At 38.4% G+C, this 17,529-nt stretch carries 16 protein-coding genes and 3 tRNA genes; 16 read left to right on the forward strand and 3 right to left on the reverse strand.

The window, feature by feature from the left end; genetic code table 11:
* Positions 1-34: 34 nt before the first annotated feature.
* From ACHABU_RS19520 to ACHABU_RS19550, 7 genes are all read left to right on the forward strand, one after another.
* Positions 35-119 (forward strand) — tRNA-Tyr (locus tag ACHABU_RS19520).
* A gap of 10 nt (positions 120-129) precedes the next feature.
* Positions 130-204, forward strand: a tRNA-Gln gene (locus tag ACHABU_RS19525).
* 53 nt (positions 205-257) lie between these two features.
* Positions 258-330, forward strand: a tRNA-Lys gene (locus ACHABU_RS19530).
* Between the two features lie 238 nt (positions 331-568).
* A complete protein-coding gene (locus ACHABU_RS19535) occupies positions 569-1,858 on the forward strand; it encodes a hydroxymethylglutaryl-CoA reductase, degradative (RefSeq protein WP_435766635.1) in 1,290 nt (429 codons plus the stop codon).
* On the forward strand, positions 1,855-2,817 hold the full coding sequence (gene mvk, locus ACHABU_RS19540) for a mevalonate kinase (protein ID WP_435766636.1): 963 nt from the start codon (positions 1,855-1,857) through the stop codon (positions 2,815-2,817). Before ACHABU_RS19535 ends, mvk begins: the two co-directional genes overlap by 4 nt.
* A 26-nt stretch (positions 2,818-2,843) precedes the next feature.
* Positions 2,844-3,821 carry a diphosphomevalonate decarboxylase gene (mvaD, locus tag ACHABU_RS19545; RefSeq protein ID WP_435766637.1) on the forward strand — a complete coding sequence of 326 codons (978 nt, stop codon included), beginning with the start codon at positions 2,844-2,846 and terminating at the stop codon, positions 3,819-3,821.
* 12 nt (positions 3,822-3,833) lie between these two features.
* Entirely contained in the window at positions 3,834-4,934 is a 1,101-nt protein-coding gene (locus ACHABU_RS19550) for a phosphomevalonate kinase (protein ID WP_435766638.1), read from the forward strand.
* Positions 4,935-5,034: 100 nt separating this feature from the next.
* Here ACHABU_RS19550 and ACHABU_RS19555 read toward each other — a convergent pair whose 3' ends face one another.
* The gene (locus ACHABU_RS19555) at positions 5,035-5,187 is read right to left on the reverse strand and encodes a Spo0E family sporulation regulatory protein-aspartic acid phosphatase (protein ID WP_435766639.1); all 153 of its coding nucleotides are present in this window, start codon (positions 5,185-5,187) and stop codon (positions 5,035-5,037) included.
* A 193-nt stretch (positions 5,188-5,380) separates the two neighbouring features.
* Between ACHABU_RS19555 and sigW the strand changes: the two genes are divergently transcribed.
* From sigW to glmS, 6 genes are all read left to right on the forward strand, one after another.
* Complete coding sequence (sigW, locus tag ACHABU_RS19560) at positions 5,381-5,944, forward strand: RNA polymerase sigma factor SigW (RefSeq protein WP_435766640.1); 564 nt, start codon at positions 5,381-5,383, stop codon at positions 5,942-5,944.
* 15 nt (positions 5,945-5,959) lie between these two features.
* Positions 5,960-6,595: an anti-sigma-W factor RsiW gene (rsiW, locus tag ACHABU_RS19565; protein ID WP_435766641.1), complete on the forward strand. Its 636-nt coding sequence runs from the start codon at positions 5,960-5,962 to the stop codon at positions 6,593-6,595.
* Between the two features lie 220 nt (positions 6,596-6,815).
* Positions 6,816-7,637: a diadenylate cyclase CdaA gene (gene cdaA, locus ACHABU_RS19570; RefSeq protein ID WP_435766642.1), complete on the forward strand. Its 822-nt coding sequence runs from the start codon at positions 6,816-6,818 to the stop codon at positions 7,635-7,637.
* The gene (locus tag ACHABU_RS19575; RefSeq protein WP_435766643.1) at positions 7,630-8,856 is read left to right on the forward strand and encodes a CdaR family protein; all 1,227 of its coding nucleotides are present in this window, start codon (positions 7,630-7,632) and stop codon (positions 8,854-8,856) included. The genes cdaA and ACHABU_RS19575 overlap by 8 nt, the downstream gene beginning before the upstream one ends.
* 61 nt (positions 8,857-8,917) lie before the next feature.
* Positions 8,918-10,258 (forward strand): phosphoglucosamine mutase, encoded by a 1,341-nt coding sequence (gene glmM, locus ACHABU_RS19580; protein WP_435766644.1) that lies wholly within the window; start codon positions 8,918-8,920, stop codon positions 10,256-10,258.
* Between the two features lie 672 nt (positions 10,259-10,930).
* The gene (glmS, locus tag ACHABU_RS19585) at positions 10,931-12,733 is read left to right on the forward strand and encodes a glutamine--fructose-6-phosphate transaminase (isomerizing) (RefSeq protein WP_435766645.1); all 1,803 of its coding nucleotides are present in this window, start codon (positions 10,931-10,933) and stop codon (positions 12,731-12,733) included.
* Between the two features lie 116 nt (positions 12,734-12,849).
* Here glmS and wrbA read toward each other — a convergent pair whose 3' ends face one another.
* Both wrbA and ACHABU_RS19595 read right to left on the reverse strand, forming a co-directional pair.
* Complete coding sequence (gene wrbA / locus ACHABU_RS19590; protein WP_435766646.1) at positions 12,850-13,455, reverse strand: NAD(P)H:quinone oxidoreductase; 606 nt, start codon at positions 13,453-13,455, stop codon at positions 12,850-12,852.
* 244 nt (positions 13,456-13,699) lie between these two features.
* The gene (locus ACHABU_RS19595) at positions 13,700-13,882 is read right to left on the reverse strand and encodes a helix-turn-helix domain-containing protein (protein WP_435766647.1); all 183 of its coding nucleotides are present in this window, start codon (positions 13,880-13,882) and stop codon (positions 13,700-13,702) included.
* A 312-nt stretch (positions 13,883-14,194) separates the two neighbouring features.
* Between ACHABU_RS19595 and ACHABU_RS19600 the strand changes: the two genes are divergently transcribed.
* The 3 genes from ACHABU_RS19600 (at position 14,195) to ACHABU_RS19610 (ending at position 17,335) form a co-directional block, all read left to right on the forward strand.
* Positions 14,195-15,655 (forward strand): SulP family inorganic anion transporter, encoded by a 1,461-nt coding sequence (locus tag ACHABU_RS19600; protein WP_435766648.1) that lies wholly within the window; start codon positions 14,195-14,197, stop codon positions 15,653-15,655.
* Positions 15,656-15,693: 38 nt separating this feature from the next.
* Positions 15,694-16,119, forward strand: coding sequence for a universal stress protein (locus ACHABU_RS19605; RefSeq protein ID WP_435766649.1), 426 nt, complete (start codon positions 15,694-15,696; stop codon positions 16,117-16,119).
* A 169-nt stretch (positions 16,120-16,288) separates the two neighbouring features.
* A complete protein-coding gene (locus ACHABU_RS19610; RefSeq protein ID WP_435766650.1) occupies positions 16,289-17,335 on the forward strand; it encodes an AbrB family transcriptional regulator in 1,047 nt (348 codons plus the stop codon).
* Positions 17,336-17,529: the final 194 nt, after the last annotated feature.

Raw genomic sequence — 17,529 nt, forward strand, 5'->3', positions numbered from 1 at the left:
GTATAAATTAATAAGTATAGTTAACAATATGTACGGAGGGGTAGCGAAGTGGCTAAACGCGGCGGACTGTAAATCCGCTCCCTCAGGGTTCGGCAGTTCGAATCTGCCCCCCTCCACCATTACTATTGTTGGGCTATAGCCAAGCGGTAAGGCATCGGGTTTTGATCCCGTGTACCCCAGGTTCGAATCCTGGTGGCCCAGCCATTTTTTTATTTTGAAGGATGTTTTGTAATTTTTCTTTGATAAAAATATTATACGAGCCATTAGCTCAGTTGGTAGAGCATTTGACTTTTAATCAAAGGGTCGAAGGTTCGAATCCTTCATGGCTCATCAATCAAAATCAGTATATGCAACAGAAAATAAACAAGGTCGTTATGGTAACATACAACCTTGTTTATTTGCATATTTAGATAAAATTATTCATAATAGTTACAGTTATTTTTTTGTGTTTTCTATGGAGTTACTTCTAAATGAAAAAAAATAAGGTTTCATGTTATAATCTATATAGTTTAAAATCATAAATGGAAAGAATTTTATATATAATTTCTATATTAAAGGATGATCCAGGATGAAATCTTCCAGAATCCCCGGTTTTTATAATTTGTCTGTTGAACAACGACGGGACCTGCTTAAAAATGTGCTAGATTTCTCTTCAGAGGATTTAAACGATCTCTGTATTAATCAGCCTCTATCTACTGAAACCGCAGATAAAATGATCGAAAATGTTATAGGTACATTTCAACTCCCATTGGGTTTAGGGTTGAATTTCCTAGTAAACGGGAAAGAATATGTAGTACCAATGGCGATTGAGGAAGCCTCAGTAGTTGCTTCGGCAAGTCATATAGCTAAAATTGTCAGAAGCGCTGGGGGATTTCAAACCAATGCAACGGAAAGAATAATGATAGGACAGATTCAGGTGATAGGCTGTCCGAATTATCAAGTTGCGAAACAGGACTTATTGGATCAAAAAGAGTCATTAATAAAAGCTGCGAACGCTGCATATCCGAGCATTGTAAATCGAGGTGGCGGGGCTGGAGATCTGGATATACGTATCCTTAATGAAGAAAGTAATTCGAAGTATGGGCAGATGCTTGTCCTGCATATATATGTCGATACACGTGATGCAATGGGAGCGAATATTATTAACACGATGGTTGAATCTATTGCGCCCATTGTCGAGGAAATAACAAAAGGTAAAGTTTATTTGCGGATTTTATCGAACTTTGCAGATAAATGCTTGGCGCGGGCAAGGTGTGTCATTCCTCCTGAACTGCTTGCTACTGGAGAATATTCCGGAGAGGAAGTTCGTGATGGCGTTATACATGCATATGAATTTGCGGAATCAGACCCATATCGTGCAGTAACGCATAATAAAGGGATTATGAATGGAATTGATCCTGTTGTAATTGCAACAGGTAATGACTGGCGTGCCGTGGAGGCTGGAGCACATGCATATGCTTCCCGTCATGGTAGTTACGGTTCCATGACAAAATGGTTCAAAGATGAAAACGGAAATCTTATAGGGGAAATTGAATTACCAATGTCTGTCGGAACTGTTGGTGGAGCAACCAGAGTTCATCCGTTGGCAAAGCTTTCCCTATCCATAATGGATATAAAATCGGCCAAGGAACTTGCGCAGGTAATTGTAGCGGTTGGATTGGCGCAAAATCTCGGAGCATTGAAGGCACTAGCGACAGATGGTATTCAAAAAGGCCATATGGCTCTACATTCTCGATCTGTTGCAATAGCAGCAGGCGCTTCAGGGGAGATGATTGATATCATTGCTGAAAAATTAATCGAACAAAAAGAAATCCGTGTCGGAAAAGCTAAAGAATTGGTGGAAATGTATAAAAAATGAGTGCAGAAAAAGTAACAACTTCAGAAAAAACAGCTATAGGTATAGCTCATAGTAAGCTAATTTTGATAGGAGAGCACGCAGTTGTACACGGACAACCAGCAATCGCTATTCCTTTTCCACTAATTGGTGTTGAAACAGTTATTGAATATGTGCCAGGCTCAGTAAAAATGGACAGTACTTTCTATCATGGGCCACTTCATTTGGCCCCGGAATCTTTGCATGGAATCGTTAATTGCATAAATGATACACTTGATTATCTAGGGATTCCTTGTGAAGATTTACTGATCCGAATTAATTCTTCTATACCGCCTGGTAAAGGTTTGGGATCCAGTGCATCTGTTGCCATTTCTGTTATTAGATCCCTGTTTGATTTCGCGGATAGAGATTGTACCGAGTCCGAATTACTAATGCTTGCAAATGTTGCGGAAACTTATGCACATGGGGCTCCTAGTGGGATTGATACACTTACGATTACTTCAAAAACCCCAATTTGGTACGAAAAAGAAAGCCCTATTAATTATATTGAACTTGGTGAGGATTTTCACTTTATCGTTGCAGATTCGGGAAGAGTGGGAGATACACGGACATCCGTCGAATCGGTAGCTCGTTTATTAAAATCTGCTCCAAAGCGTATTCAACGGAAAATTGACCGGATTGGTGAATTAACACATCACGCGAAGGATGCAATGGAGAAGGCCAGCAGGCAATTTTTAGGACAACTTTTGAATGAAGCACAGAAAGAATTGGAAGCTTTGGGTGTTAGTGATGCTGGCTTAAACAAGCTCATTTATTTTGCCCGCAAAGAAGGAGCTCTTGGAGCGAAATTGACCGGTGGTGGCAACGGTGGTTGTATTATCGCCCTTGCCCAGAATGAAGTGCATTCCAAACAACTTGCTGAGAAGTTAAGGAAATATGGTGCTACATCTGTTTGGCCGTTTGTTTTAAAAAAACAGGATTAAAAAGATGAAAGAAATGGGAGATTATGATGAAAGCTACAGCCAAAGCGCATACGAATATTGCTTTAATAAAATATTGGGGGAAGCGTGACGAAGCACTAATTCTACCTACGAACAGCAGTCTTTCCTTAACCCTGGATGGCTTTTTTACAACAACAACTGTAGACTTTCAGGCAAATTTAACCCGAGATCAATTTATGCTAGATGACAAGCCTGTAGAAGGTGAGTCTTATCAACGCGTAAGTAATTTTCTTGATATAATTCGCACGATGGCAGGAAAAGAAAATCTTTATGCAACGGTTCACTCTAAAAATGATGTTCCTACTGCAGCAGGATTCGCATCATCTGCTTCCGGATTTGCGGCGCTCGCTGCAGCAGGAACGAAAGCGATTGGAATGCAATTGGACAATCAGGAATTATCACGACTTACTCGTCAAGGCTCGGGCTCAGCTAGCCGTTCCATTTATGGTGGATTTGCTGAGTGGGAAATGGGAGATAAGACGGATGGTTCCGATTCATTTGCTGTTCCAGTGGCTCCAGCTCAACATTGGGATATTAGAGTTGCAGCCGTAGTTCTTTCGTCAACGGTGAAAAAAGTGTCGAGTCGTGCTGGTATGAAAAGAACAGTGGAAACATCTCCGTTTTACTCTGGATGGATTGATAGCATTCCCAAGGATTTACGGGAAATTAAAGACGCAATAAAAACCAAGGACTTTGAAAAAACAGGCAGTATAGCTGAAGCCAATTGTTTGAAAATGCATGCAACTACGTTGGCTGCAAATCCTCCATTTACATATTGGCATGATACAACAATGCGTGTCATGCAAACAGTTCAAGAAATGAAAGAGAAGGGTATTCCTGCTTATTTCACTATAGACGCAGGTCCAAATGTAAAGGTTCTTTATTTGCCGGAGGATGAAGGAAAAGTTAAGGAAACACTTCGAACGATACCCGGTGTAACGGATGTTATTTTAAGTAAACCAGGTCAGGGAATAAGTTATCTTTAGGAGTTGGGCGTCTTGTCAAGCACTTCAATGACCATAAAAGTTCCGGGGAAATTAATGATAGCTGGAGAGTTTGCCGTTCTTGAACCCCGTCATAATTTAGCGGTAATGGCAATAAACAGGTTTGTTTATGCAACGATTGAGAATAGTGATAGAAACGGGCTTACATTACACGATTTTAATTTACAAAATCTCAAGTGGGAATATAATAACGATCAAATAACGATTCGTACGGACGATGAGAGAGTTCGATTTGTGTGTGATGCTATGACCATTGCCTATACTTATTTAAAGGAAAAGCGAATAAACGTAAAACCGTTCCACTTGTCTATTCATAGTGAACTTGACGATGCGTCTGGAATAAAATATGGCTTGGGATCCAGTGCAGCGGTTGTCACTTCGGTTGTAACAGCTATTCTAAAGGAATTTCTTGCCCAGGATCCAACCCCAGAGATTGTATTTAAACTTGCAGCAATATCTCACGTAAAAACGCAGGGAAATGGTTCTGGCGCTGATGTGGCGGCTTCGTCTTTCGGTGGTCTATTGCAGTATTCTTCTTTTCAGGCGGATTGGTTGAAAAAAGCTTATTTACATAGTGATTCGATCACTGAATTGTTGGAGAATAATTGGATTTATTATTCATCGAAACCGATTAAAATGCCAAAAAATGTTTATTTTTGTGTTGGTTGGACGGGTAAGCCAGCATCTACTGCGAAACTTGTCGATAAAATATTACAGTTAAAAATAGATAATCCGGTTGCATTTCAGACTTTTTTAAAAAGTAGTGATGAAGCTGTAGCCAACTTTCTAACAGGTATGGATGAGGAAGATTTCAACCTTCTTATAAGAGGTGTTAAACAAAACAGACAAGCATTAGCCACGGTTGGAAGGCATGCGAACACCTGGATTGAAACACCCCTCCTTCGTAAACTGTGTGATTTAGCTGAATCCTTTGGTGGTGCAGGGAAACCTTCAGGTGCAGGTGGGGGCGATTGCGGGATTGCTTTTATGCCCACAAAGGAAAAAGCAGAAGGATTGATGAAGGCTTGGGAAGAGGCAGGTATTAAACCGCTAACCCTTCAACCGAATTCTCACGGTGCAGTAAGTTTATCATAGATAATAATAAAAATTATTTTATATGAAAGCATAAAAAGACATTATTTTCGAATTCTTTCAGAAAATAGACGTCTTTTTATGCTTTCATTATATTTTTTTGTCATTGTGTGTATCTTTGGTATTCATTAAGTAATTGATCAAGTTTAATACTTGAGGAAATTACAGCTTCAGAAGTTAGATCATTGGTAAAGGAAAGAGTAATCATTTCTTCACGGCATTCTTCGATTTTTTCTCTTAAATTATTTTTAGTCACAAAACTTTCCTCCTATCTAGTATACTATAATAGAAAAATACCCAAATTTAATCAATTTTAAACGTCCTAGTATAAATTGAACATTCTGTGACAGGGAAAAATAATAAAATGCGATAAAATACGAAATAATTTTGAAACCTTTTGTATTACATATTCGTATAACGAGTACCGCATAGTAAGCGGAGGGAACCTTATGGACCAGTTTATTAAAGAAAAAATTAAAGAAGTAAAAAAAGGGGATCAGGCCGCATTTGGTGATGTAGTCTCCTTCTATCAAAATAAAATTTACCAGCATTGTTTCCGAATGCTTGGTAATGCACATGAGGCGGAAGATATGGCTCAAGAGGCTTTTATACGTGCATATGTTAATATTCATTCCTATGATGAACGCAGAAAGTTTTCTACGTGGTTGTATCGTATCGCTACTAATTTAACGATCGACCGATTACGAAAACGGAAGCCAGATTTATATCTGGATGCGGAAATAAAAGGGACGGAAGGTTTAGATATGTATTCTCAACTGGCGAGCGAGGAACGTCTCCCAGGAGAAGTAGTTGAAGGTCTTGAATTGCAGCGCTATATTCATCATGAAATTTCACAACTCCCACCAAAGTATCGAAGCATTATTATGCTACGTTATTTGGAGGAATTTTCGCTTCAGGAAATAAGCGAAATTTTGGATGTCCCATTAGGAACGGTGAAAACCCGGATCCATCGTGGAAGGGAAGCATTAAGGAAAAGACTTCGTCATGTGTAAAGGAGTGTGTACTACATGGATTGTAATCGAACATCAATAGAATTGATGCATAAATATTTAGACGGAGACCTTACGAAGCAGGAAGAATGTGATTTACGCACACACTTGGAAACGTGTGCTGACTGTCAACACCACTTCCATGAATTAAAGCGTACAATAACACTGATAAAGAGTGCAGAACATTTTTCGGCACCAGATGACTTCACTCAGAAAGTTATGCAGAAGCTACCAATAGAAAGAAAAAGCGTGAAATATATACGATGGTTTAAAATACATCCGGTAATAACGGCTGCAGCTATATTTTTTATCTTAATGATGGGCGGGATGTTCTCATCCTGGAATCAGGACAGTGAATTAGTAGTCTCCAAACAGGAAGAGCTGATCATCGAGGGAGATACAGTGATCGTTCCTGAAGGGGTAACGGTTCCTGGAGATGTACTGGTCAAAAATGGTAACTTACTAATAAAAGGTACGATTGACGGTAATGTCACATTAGTAAATAGTGAACTCATTCAGGATAACCCGCTAGAAGGGGAAGAACTTATGGCCTCGGTTGGGGGGATAAATGGAGAATTTCAAACCGTTGACCGAATGTTTGAGTGGATGTGGTATCAGGTGAAGAATTTCTTTAAAGGTGTCTTTTCCTTTTAAATAAATATATTCTAAATTAAACGCGGATGAGCATGAAACTTATCCGTGTTTTTGTTTGAATGCTGGTATGTTCGAAGACATATCTTTTCGGAAAAATATGTTATAATAGGTATCGTGACTATCTATAAAAAATAAAGAAATTGTTCAAAAAGTTAAGTATGCTACCAATACTTTGAGAACATCTATTAAATAAATTTATACAGCTAAAGGATGTGTTAGCATGCTTGATGGGGGATTTGATGTTTTGGATCTGCTAAGAATAGGCGTAGATATAGCTTTCGTCTGGTATGTACTATATAAATTGTTAATGCTAATCAGGGGTACAAAAGCAATTCAGCTTTTAAAAGGGATTGCAGTTGTCTTAGTAGTTTGGGCGTTAAGCATCATACTCGATCTACAAACGATGCAATGGGTAACTAATCAAGCTATTGACTGGGGACTTATCGTAATTATAATTTTATTCCAACCAGAATTGAGAAGGGCACTTGAACAGCTTGGTAGGGGAAATCTTTTTTCAAGAAGTGCTAAATCAGAAGAAGAAATTATTGAACAGGAAATTGCAGCAATTCTTCAGTCATGCAGTTATATGGCAAAAAGGAGAATCGGTGCACTTATATCTATCGAACGGGAGACAGGTATTGGTGAATATGCTGAAACCGGCATAGCTATAAATGGGAAATTATCTCATCAGCTGCTTACGAATATCTTTACACCGAACACCCCGCTGCATGATGGTGCTGTGATTCTTAAAGAAGGTGAAATAACAGCAGCGGCCTGTTATCTCCCTTTATCGGAAAGTCCATTTATATCGAAGGAACTAGGGACACGTCATCGGGCAGCAATGGGTATCAGTGAAGTAACAGATGCACTAACAATTGTTGTTTCGGAGGAAACTGGTGCTATTTCCTGCACGAAAAACGGAGAACTGCATAGGGACTTGGATCAAGATAACCTTCGCGGTATGTTGCAAGCCCACTTATCCTTAATTGAAAAAACCTCTGAAAAAAAGTCGCGGAAACGAGGGGGAAGTAATAATGGATAACTGGTTTAAAAGTAAATGGTTTGTCCGGATAATTTCGTTAGCCTTTGCGGTGTTTTTATATGCATTCGTTAATGTTACCGTTAATTCAACCGAGTCTGATCCAACTTTTTCAGGAAGTAACGATCAATCAAATATGCTGGACGATGTTCCAGTGGATATTAGAATAGATGAAGAAAATTATGTTGTCAGCGGAGTACCCAAATATGTAACAGTTAATTTACAGGGATCACCTGGTAATGTGACCCCATTATCCTTACAGCGCAACTTTGATGTGTATGTCGATTTGCAAGGATTAGAAGAAGGAGAGCATGTTGTAGAAATCCAACATACAATTTCCAAGGATATTAATGTATATATTGAACCAAAAACAATTGAGGTAACGATTGAAGAAAGAGCAAGTGAAGAATTCAGTGTGGTTGCTGATTTTGTTAACAGTGATAAGTTGGCAGAAGGATATAAACTTATTGACCATGTGGTAGAACCTGCAACGGTTACCATAACAAGTTCCAGATCTGTAATCGACCAAGTAGGGTCTGTCAAAGCATATGTTAATTTAGAAGGATTGGAAGGCTCGATTAACAACCGTGAAGTTCCTGTAGCTGTCTATGATACACAGGGAAAAGAATTGGATGTTAGAATTGAACCTGAAAGTGTACAAGTATCCGCCGAAATTGATAATCCTAGTAAGTCAGTACCTGTAACGGTGGAGACTACTGGCGAAATGTCTGAAGGCTATTCACTAAGTTCCATTTCTGCTAATGTAGAAGAAGTAGAAATTTACTCCACGAGTGCTATATTGGATGATATTACGGAAGTAACTACAGAAGCAATTGATTTGTCAGAAGTAACCGAATCAGGGACAATCAATGCAGAACTAAGATTGCCCGAAGGTGTAAATGCCCCAGAGTTGGAAACAATTGAGGTAACAATCGATATAGAACAAATGCATGTTATTGAAGATGTACCAATTACTGAAGAAGAGTTGGAAGAAGGACTGAACGTAAATTATATTGAACCTGAAACAGCCTTGATGGATATTACAGTTACAGGTAATCAATCAAATATCAGTGAATTAACCGTGGATGATTTTCGTGCCGTCATAAATTTATCTAACTTGGAACAGGGAGAACACCGGGTTCCTCTAATAATTGATGGACCGGAAGTAGAAGAGATAACAGTTACTGTTGCATTGGAAGAAATACTTATTGAAATCAACTGAGACGATGAAGAGCTTGTTTTAGAAAACAGTTGAATTGGATGTAGTTAAAGGAGAGGTAAAGATGGGAAAATATTTTGGAACAGATGGCGTTAGAGGGATTGCCAATGAGGAGCTGACACCTGAACTTGCTTATAAACTGGGACGCTGTGGTGGTTATGTACTCACAAAGGATAATGATAAACCTCGAGTCCTTATCGGTCGTGATACACGGATTTCAGGACATATGCTTGAGGGAGCTCTATTAGCTGGACTGCTATCAATTGGTGCAGAGGTGATGCGTCTTGGAGTTATATCTACTCCAGGAGTAGCATATCTTACAAAAGCTACCAGCGCCCATGCCGGTGTAATGATTTCTGCTTCCCATAATCCAGTTGAAGATAATGGAATTAAATTCTTTGGCCCAGATGGCTTTAAATTAACGGATGAACAGGAGCATGAAATTGAAAGCCTGATGGATGGCGAAGATACTTTGCCACGTCCAACCGGTGGAGATATTGGTATTGTCAATGATTACTTTGAAGGTGGCCAGAAATATTTATCCTACCTGAAAGACACCATCGATAATGATTTTGAAGGAATTCAAATTGCTATTGATTGTGCACATGGGGCAACATCGAGTCTTGCGACGCATTTATTTGCGGACCTTGAAGCGGATATCTTTTCCCTCGGCTCCACACCAAATGGACTAAACATTAATGATGGTGTGGGATCTACACATCCAGAGACATTACAGGCATTTGTTTCAGAAAAGGGCGCTGATATCGGATTGGCTTTTGACGGAGATGGTGATCGACTGATTGCGGTGGATGAGAAAGGCAATATCGTCGATGGCGATCAGATCATGTTTATCTGTGCAAAGTATTTGAATGAAATTGGATTACTAAAACATAATACGGTTGTGTCTACCGTAATGAGTAATATTGGTTTTTACAAAGCGATAGAGGAAAATGGTATGCGCAGTGACAAAACCGCAGTCGGTGATCGTTACGTAATGGAAGAGATGCGTAAAGGTGGTTACAACCTTGGTGGAGAACAGTCGGGTCACATTATCTTCTTGGACTACATCACAACTGGTGATGGCATGTTATCCGCGTTGCAGCTTGTTAATGTCATGAAAGAAACGGGGAAACCTTTATCAGAACTTGCCGGTGAAATGAAAATCTTCCCACAGGTATTGATAAACGTTAAAGTAAAAGATAAAAACGAGGTATTAAGCAATTCCGTTATTCTGGAAGAGGTTGCAGCAGTAGAGCGAGAATTGGGTGACCAAGGGCGCGTGTTGGTTAGGCCTTCAGGAACGGAACCGCTTGTTCGAGTGATGGTTGAAGCACCAACAAAAGAGGAATGTGAGCATTACGCAGATCGAGTAGTGAAAGTCATAGAAAATCTTCCTGGAATGTAACTATACTCTATATAAGAAAAGAACTGTTTTCAATGAAAGCAGTTCTTTTTGTATTTCAAGTATTTATAATACGGAAAGTTACCACGGATAGTTAGACGAAACCGAAGTGATAGTACAGTCTGAATTAATCTAAATGGGAAGGTAAATTTATGGGCAATGGATTTAGATAGGTCCAGATTTCCTTATTTACTTGCTCAACAGGATGAATCTATTTGTCTCCTTGTGAACACGTAGAGATTGTATCTCATAAGCTAACTAAAGGTATACATTAAAAAATATGTTGCCTGCCTAAACTTTCTCGGTTACAATATAATAAGCTCTTTGTAAAAGTGTTTACTTTCTGTTAAAAGAGGTAAATGTATAGAGCTGTCTTTATTATTCAAGAAATGAAAGGAGCATAGAAAGTATTAAAGTAATTAAAGCGCCAGGACTATTTTTCGATCGGTGAGGAAAAGTAGTTGACGAGGTGGGGGTTATCGAGGATTTCGGCGGATGCCTCCCGGCTGGATATCTCAGTCGTTTAGCTTTATCCTAAAAACAATTTGGCGACTTATTGGACAAAAGGATAAAGAAAGATGTTCATACAAAAAATACACGAGAGAGGGGCAGTTAACGCCCCTAAACTTTGTAGAGGTTTGTTTATCTGCCCCCTATTTTAAGGAGGACATCGATATGTGCGGAATTGTAGGCTATATCGGACAAAACGATACGAAAGAAGTTTTATTAAATGGTCTTGAAAAATTGGAATATAGAGGTTATGACTCTGCAGGAATTGCTATCCTGAATGATGAGGGAGTCAACCTGACAAAAGTAAAAGGTCGTATTGCAGCATTACGTGAAAGTGTTGATAGCTCTGTTTATGCAACAATGGGAATAGGCCATACTCGCTGGGCTACTCATGGTGTGCCAAGTATAATCAATGCACATCCACACCAAAGCGTGACTGGAAGATTTACACTTGTTCATAATGGTGTTATTGAAAATTACAATGACCTCAAAAAAGAATATCTTCGTGATGTGAACCTTGTAAGTGATACAGATACGGAAATAATCATACAGTTAATTGACCAGCTTTATGAACAACATCAGGATACTTTGGAAGCATTCCGTGAAGCGATGCGTCTTTTGAAAGGCTCCTATGCGATTGCCATGATTGATGCTGAGGATCACGAGACATTGTATGTTTCCAAAAATAAAAGTCCACTTCTAGTAGGTTTAGGTGATGGGTTCAACCTTGTTGCAAGTGATGCCATGGCTACGTTAAAGGAAACGGATCAATACTTGGAGATTTTTGATAAGGAAATTGTCCTTGTAAATCGCAATTTCGTTGAAGTGCAAACACTTGAAGGAACTGTTGTGGAACGTAAACCATATACAGCTGAAATCGATGCAAATGATACTGAAAAAGGGACATATCCGCATTTTATGCTAAAAGAAATCGATGAACAGCCGATTGTGATGCGTAAAATTATCAATAAATATCAGAAAGAAAACAATGAATTAAAGCTTGATGCAGATATTCGCAGTGCTATGAAGGCAGCTGATCGTATCTATATTATTGCTGCAGGAACAAGCTATCATGCAGGTTTAGTTGGGAAAGAGTTCCTCGAAAAATTAGCAAAGATTCCAGTCGAAGTCCATGTTGCAAGTGAATTTTCATATAATATGCCATTACTGTCAGAAAATCCGTTATTTGTGTTCATCTCACAAAGTGGAGAAACTGCTGACAGCAGATCCGTATTAGTGAAAATAAAGAAAAAAGGATATCCAGCACTAACGATTACGAATGTGCCAGGATCCACCCTTTCTCGTGAAGCAGATTACACATTAAACTTATATGCAGGTCCTGAAATTGCAGTCGCATCAACAAAAGCATATACTGCTCAAATTGCAGTACTGGCAATACTAGCAGTAGATACAGCTAATGCAAAAGGCATTGCATTGGATTTTGACCCAATGCAGGAGCTTGCGATTGTTGCCAATGCAATGGAAGTTTTAACAGATCAGAAAGAGGAATTGGAACAGCTGGCAAGAGATTACTTTAGCACTACACGTAATGCGTTCTTTATTGGAAGAAGTGGTGATTACAATGTTTCCCTTGAAGCGGCATTGAAGCTGAAAGAAATCTCCTACATTCAGGCAGAAGGATTTGCCGGTGGGGAATTAAAACATGGTACCATCGCTTTGATCGAAGAAGGTACACCTGTAATTGCTTTGGCTACACAGGAAAACGTTAACTACTCTATCCGTAGTAATGTACAGGAAGTAGTTGCTCGTGGTGCCAAGGCAATGATTATCAGCCTTAAAGGACTGGAACAGGACGATGATGCCTTTGTATTACCGCATGTGCATGAGCTATTGACACCGCTTGTAAGTGTCATTCCAATGCAATTACTGGCTTATTATGCTGCATTGCATCGTGATTGTGACGTGGATAAGCCGCGTAACTTGGCTAAATCAGTTACGGTCGAATAATGTAAGTGAATCTATTTTAAAAAATATAATTAATAAGAAAAGCACGATATTCTAATCCATTGAATATCGTGCTTTTCTACATTGAGGGATATATCTAATCGAAATTATTTAAATGTTTAACCACCAATAACCTTCGAAGCAATTTCTACTGTCCGTTTTGCTTGATGTTTTACTGCTGCTTGTACATCTTCTACCATTTTCCCGTCTGGTCCCTGTGTAACGCTAGTTCCATATGGATTTCCACCAGCACCAAAAAGCACTTGATCGGTGTATCCAGGAGGTACAATAATTGCCCCCCAGTGCATCATGGATGTATAAAGAGAAAGGATCGTTGCTTCTTGACCACCATGAGAATTTGATGCAGATGTCATTGCACTGACCACTTTATTTACTGTTTTACCAGATCCCCATATTCCACCTTGTAAATCAAGAAATTGTTTCATTTGTGATGCTACATTTCCAAAACGTGTTGGGGTACTGAAAATAATTGCATCTGCCCATTCAATATCTTCAGAAGATGCTTCTGAAACATCCTTTGCTGCTTCATAATGGGCTTTCCATCCAGCATTTTGTTCTATTGCGGCTTCTGGGGCAAGCTCATGCACTTTACGTAATCTAACTTCAGCTCCAGCCTGTGAACCAGCTTCTTCAGCCCATTGTGCCATTTGATAATTTGTTCCGGTAGAACTGTAGTAAATAATCGCTAATTTAACGTTTGCCATTTGTTATGTTTCCTCCTTCTGTAAATTGACCTTAAAATTACGTCTTGACTCATATATTATCTGCAGAAATTCTATTTTTATTTTAATAAAATTTAATTATAGTCGGTTACTTAAATAAGAGAATAATTACTTATAATCTTATTAATTTGTCGTTACTACCATGAATGTCAGCGAAAAAAATCAAATAGCAAAGCACGTTATTCAATGAATTAGAATACGTGCTTTGCTATTTGGAATTATTTATTTAAAGTCTCTCTCCATTTTTCAGTCTTTCGATAAACTCATTTAAATCTTCTTTTTTTACTCTCCAGTGTCTTCCGATTTTAAACCCGGGCAGTTTTCCTTCTTGTACCAATTTATATGTTGTCATTTCACTCAGCTGTAAGTATTCTGCTACTTGTGAAACAGTCATAATTTCTTTCGTCATTAAAAGATGCCTCCAAACTTATTACATATCTTTATCATACCATATTTGAGCGCTAACTTTTTCAAATTTATAACAGAACATACTCAATTATAAATGATTATACTCCGATATAAAATTATATACTATTGGTCAAAGTTGATAGATATATAAGTAATAGTGGAGGATTATAGAGTATATTATTAATGATTGCGTTTACTTAAGGTTTTGTATTTTTAAATTTTCTATGGTATGATTCGTTTTGTTGAAAACGGAACTTAACTTTTGTGAGAGTCAAAAGTTACTATACTATAAAAAATTAAAAGAGGTGCAAAATTGAAAGTACAAGAATTAAAACAAGAATGGTTTGGAAATGTAAGAGGTGATGTATTAGCGGGAATCGTTGTAGCACTGGCCCTCATACCGGAGGCAATAGCCTTTTCGATTATTGCAGGAGTCGATCCAATGGTTGGCCTTTATGCTTCATTCTGTATTGCAGTAGTTATTGCCTTTGTCGGTGGACGCCCAGGAATGATTTCTGCTGCAACAGGGGCGATGGCCTTGGTAATGGTTGATTTGATTGCAGACCATGGATTACAATACTTATTGGCTGCAACAATTTTAACAGGTGCTATTCAAATATTATTTGGTGTTTTTAAAATGGCTAAAGTAATGAAATTCGTTCCCAGGTCGGTAATGGTTGGATTTGTAAATGCGCTAGCTATCATGATTTTCACAGCTCAGTTGCCGCATTTTGAAGGAGAATCATGGATTATGTTTGCGCTTGTCGGACTGACTTTGGCAATTATTTATCTTTTGCCAAGAATTACAAAAGCAATACCTTCAACTCTTGTGGCGATTGTAGTAATAACTGCAATTGTTATTTACGGAAATATCAATATTGGAACAGTGGGGGATATGGGAGCAATCTCGCAACAATTGCCCGTATTTTTACTTCCTGACATCCCATTGTCGTTGGAGACCCTAATGATTATTCTTCCTTATTCATTATCACTGGCAGTAGTTGGTTTAATAGAGTCACTTTTGACGGCTAATATTGTTGATGATATGACAGATTCAGAGAGTAATAAAAACAAAGAAAGCCGAGGACAGGGGATTGCTAACATCGTGTCAGGATTCTTTGGTGGTATGGCTGGCTGTGCAATGATTGGACAATCGGTTATTAATGTAAAATCCGGCGGAAGAGGTCGCTTATCAGCGCTTGTTGCGGGTGTGTTTCTCATGTTCTTGATTGTTGTTTTAGGTGGGTTGGTTATACAGATTCCACTAGCAGCCTTGGCGGGTGTAATGTTTATGGTCGCCATCAGTACATTTGATTGGTCATCAGTTAAAAATCTTGCGAAACTTCCTAGAACAGATGCAATCGTCATGGTTGCTACTGTGATTATTGTACTGGCAACTCATAATTTAGCTATCGGAGTATTTGCAGGAGTACTATTAAGTGCTATTTTCTTTGCAGCTAAGATATCTAAAATTAAAGTAACAGAAGAGCTTGTACTTCGAGATCAGAAGAAAATCTACCGAGTAGAGGGACAATTATTCTTTGCATCTGTAAGTGATTTTCCAAGTAAGTTTAACTTTGAGGATTCTGTCAAAGAAGTAGAAATTGACTTAACGAATACTCACTTGTGGGATGATTCCGCAATAGGAGCATTGGATAAGATAGAAATGAAGTTTGCACAGAATAACATTAAGGTCAGTTACAGCGGGATAAATGCAGAGAGTGAGCAACTGAAGAGCCGAATTGGCGGTATTTCGAACGCATCTGGACATTAATTAACGGTTATATGATTAAAAATAGATATAAATGGGAGGTGAGGCATTTGTTTAAACGAATTTTATTGGCAGTAGATGGATCAGAGAATTCCATCCGATCTACTCATCATGCGATTGCATTGGCTGAAAATTTTAACGGAGCGATCGATGTCCTTTATGTTGTCGATGGCAATAAAGCAAAAGAAGATGTTTTACATGCTACAAATAAATTTGAAATTGAAAAAAAGCGTAAAGAAAAACTTAATCCAATAAGGGAATTACTGAAACAGTCGGTTGCTGAATTTAATACACATGTACTTCATGGGGAGCCTGGACCAGAGATTGTCGCGTTTGCGAACGAAAAGGGATTTGACTGTGTCGTGATTGGAAGTCGTGGATTGAATAACTTGCAATCCTTTATATTAGGTAGTGTAAGTCATAAAGTTGCAAAACGTGCAGATTGCCCAGTTCTCATAGTGAAATAAGAAAGCAATCGGTCCTACAAATAAGATGCCAAAAACCTGAGTTCGGTTTCCTAACGTCTCAGGTTTTTTTGATTTGGGCTAACCTTGTTACAATAATGATTTAGGAAATAGATAAAAAACGATATAATAAAAAGAGGAGAACTCCGAACGTGAGAAGGAAGTTGACTACATGTCCATCTATTCAATGTTGAAAGCTTTACTTATAGGAATTGCTGGAGCTATTCTTTTTGTTGCAGTGGGTCTGCCGATGCCATGGATGCTTGGTCCATTATTTGCTGTATTATCCGTACAATTATTTACTCCGATTTCGCTTAAATGGCATCCAGTTTTTCGAAATATAGGTCTTGTCATTGCAGGATATGTAATAGGTTATGCATTTACATTAGAAGCTTTGCGTGATATGAAGCAATATTTTCCAGTTATGCTTCTCATCAATATCGTCTTTTTTATATTATTTTTGTTAATTAGTTCATTGATGGCATACTGGACGAAGATGGACCGTGGTACTGCAATGACTTGTTGTGTACCTGGAGGGCTGCAACAGATCATAATATTTGCTGAAGAACAGAAAAATATTGATTTGTCTGCTGTAACTTTTTATCATATTCTTCGCGTTTTAATGATTGTTACGGTTGTTCCGTTTATCGTAACAAACGACCAAACATCACACGTCCAGAATTCGGTAGAAGGGGTTTATTCTGTTTATCTAATTGGCCTTCTAGTGCTTTGTTATTTTACAGGGTTCCTCTTTAAAAAGATAAAGATCCCAACCGCTTATTTGCTAGGACCAGTCTTTTTAATGATGATGTTTAATTTAGGAAGTGTGGAAGTACCATTTATGCCATCCTCACTTCTACATATGGCACAACTAGTTATTGGAATTTACATTGGTCTTCTCTTGAAAAAAGAGAATATCAAACTTACCAAAAAAAATATTTTTTATGCCTTTTTCTCAAGTGGGGTATTAATTCTGTTTGCACTAGGGATTAGTATTCTTCTCCAAAGGCAAACAGCATTAGATTTCTCGACTGGCTTTTTAAGTGTCGTTCCTGGAGGACTAGATCAAATGGGGATTATTGCTGCTTCTGTAAAAGCGGAGGTGACAATCGTAACCGCATTTCAATTGTTCCGCATTTTATTTCTGTCGGTATTTATTATTCCTTTCGTAAAATATGTCGTAAGCAAGGATACGAAACGGAAGAGATTGGAGAATTAAGCTATGAATGTTGTAAAAAAGGTTTAATGGACGTTATCGTGCTGAAACACTTGCTTTTATGAAAGAAGAAGACGATTATGGATTTAAGTAAAGATACGAAAGATATCATTGTCCTGTTCAACAATAATTCTGGCGGAGATTAGCGAGCAATGCCAAAACATTTCAAGAATTGCTCCAAATTCAATACGAAGGGC

Source organism: Oceanobacillus sp. CF4.6, assembly GCF_051262635.1.
GTDB lineage: Bacteria > Bacillota > Bacilli > Bacillales > Amphibacillaceae > Oceanobacillus.

Coding starts and splice junctions, on each gene's coding strand:
- sigW (WP_435766640.1), top strand. CDS start 5,381: ATGGACCAGTTTATTAAAGAAAAAATTAAAGAAGTAAAAAAAGGGGAT.
- ACHABU_RS19575 (WP_435766643.1), top strand. CDS start 7,630: ATGGATAACTGGTTTAAAAGTAAATGGTTTGTCCGGATAATTTCGTTA.
- rsiW (WP_435766641.1), top strand. CDS start 5,960: ATGGATTGTAATCGAACATCAATAGAATTGATGCATAAATATTTAGAC.
- ACHABU_RS19610 (WP_435766650.1), top strand. CDS start 16,289: ATGTCCATCTATTCAATGTTGAAAGCTTTACTTATAGGAATTGCTGGA.
- ACHABU_RS19595 (WP_435766647.1), bottom strand. CDS start 13,882: ATGACGAAAGAAATTATGACTGTTTCACAAGTAGCAGAATACTTACAG.
- wrbA (WP_435766646.1), bottom strand. CDS start 13,455: ATGGCAAACGTTAAATTAGCGATTATTTACTACAGTTCTACCGGAACA.
- glmS (WP_435766645.1), top strand. CDS start 10,931: ATGTGCGGAATTGTAGGCTATATCGGACAAAACGATACGAAAGAAGTT.
- ACHABU_RS19535 (WP_435766635.1), top strand. CDS start 569: ATGAAATCTTCCAGAATCCCCGGTTTTTATAATTTGTCTGTTGAACAA.
- mvk (WP_435766636.1), top strand. CDS start 1,855: ATGAGTGCAGAAAAAGTAACAACTTCAGAAAAAACAGCTATAGGTATA.
- glmM (WP_435766644.1), top strand. CDS start 8,918: ATGGGAAAATATTTTGGAACAGATGGCGTTAGAGGGATTGCCAATGAG.
- mvaD (WP_435766637.1), top strand. CDS start 2,844: ATGAAAGCTACAGCCAAAGCGCATACGAATATTGCTTTAATAAAATAT.
- cdaA (WP_435766642.1), top strand. CDS start 6,816: ATGCTTGATGGGGGATTTGATGTTTTGGATCTGCTAAGAATAGGCGTA.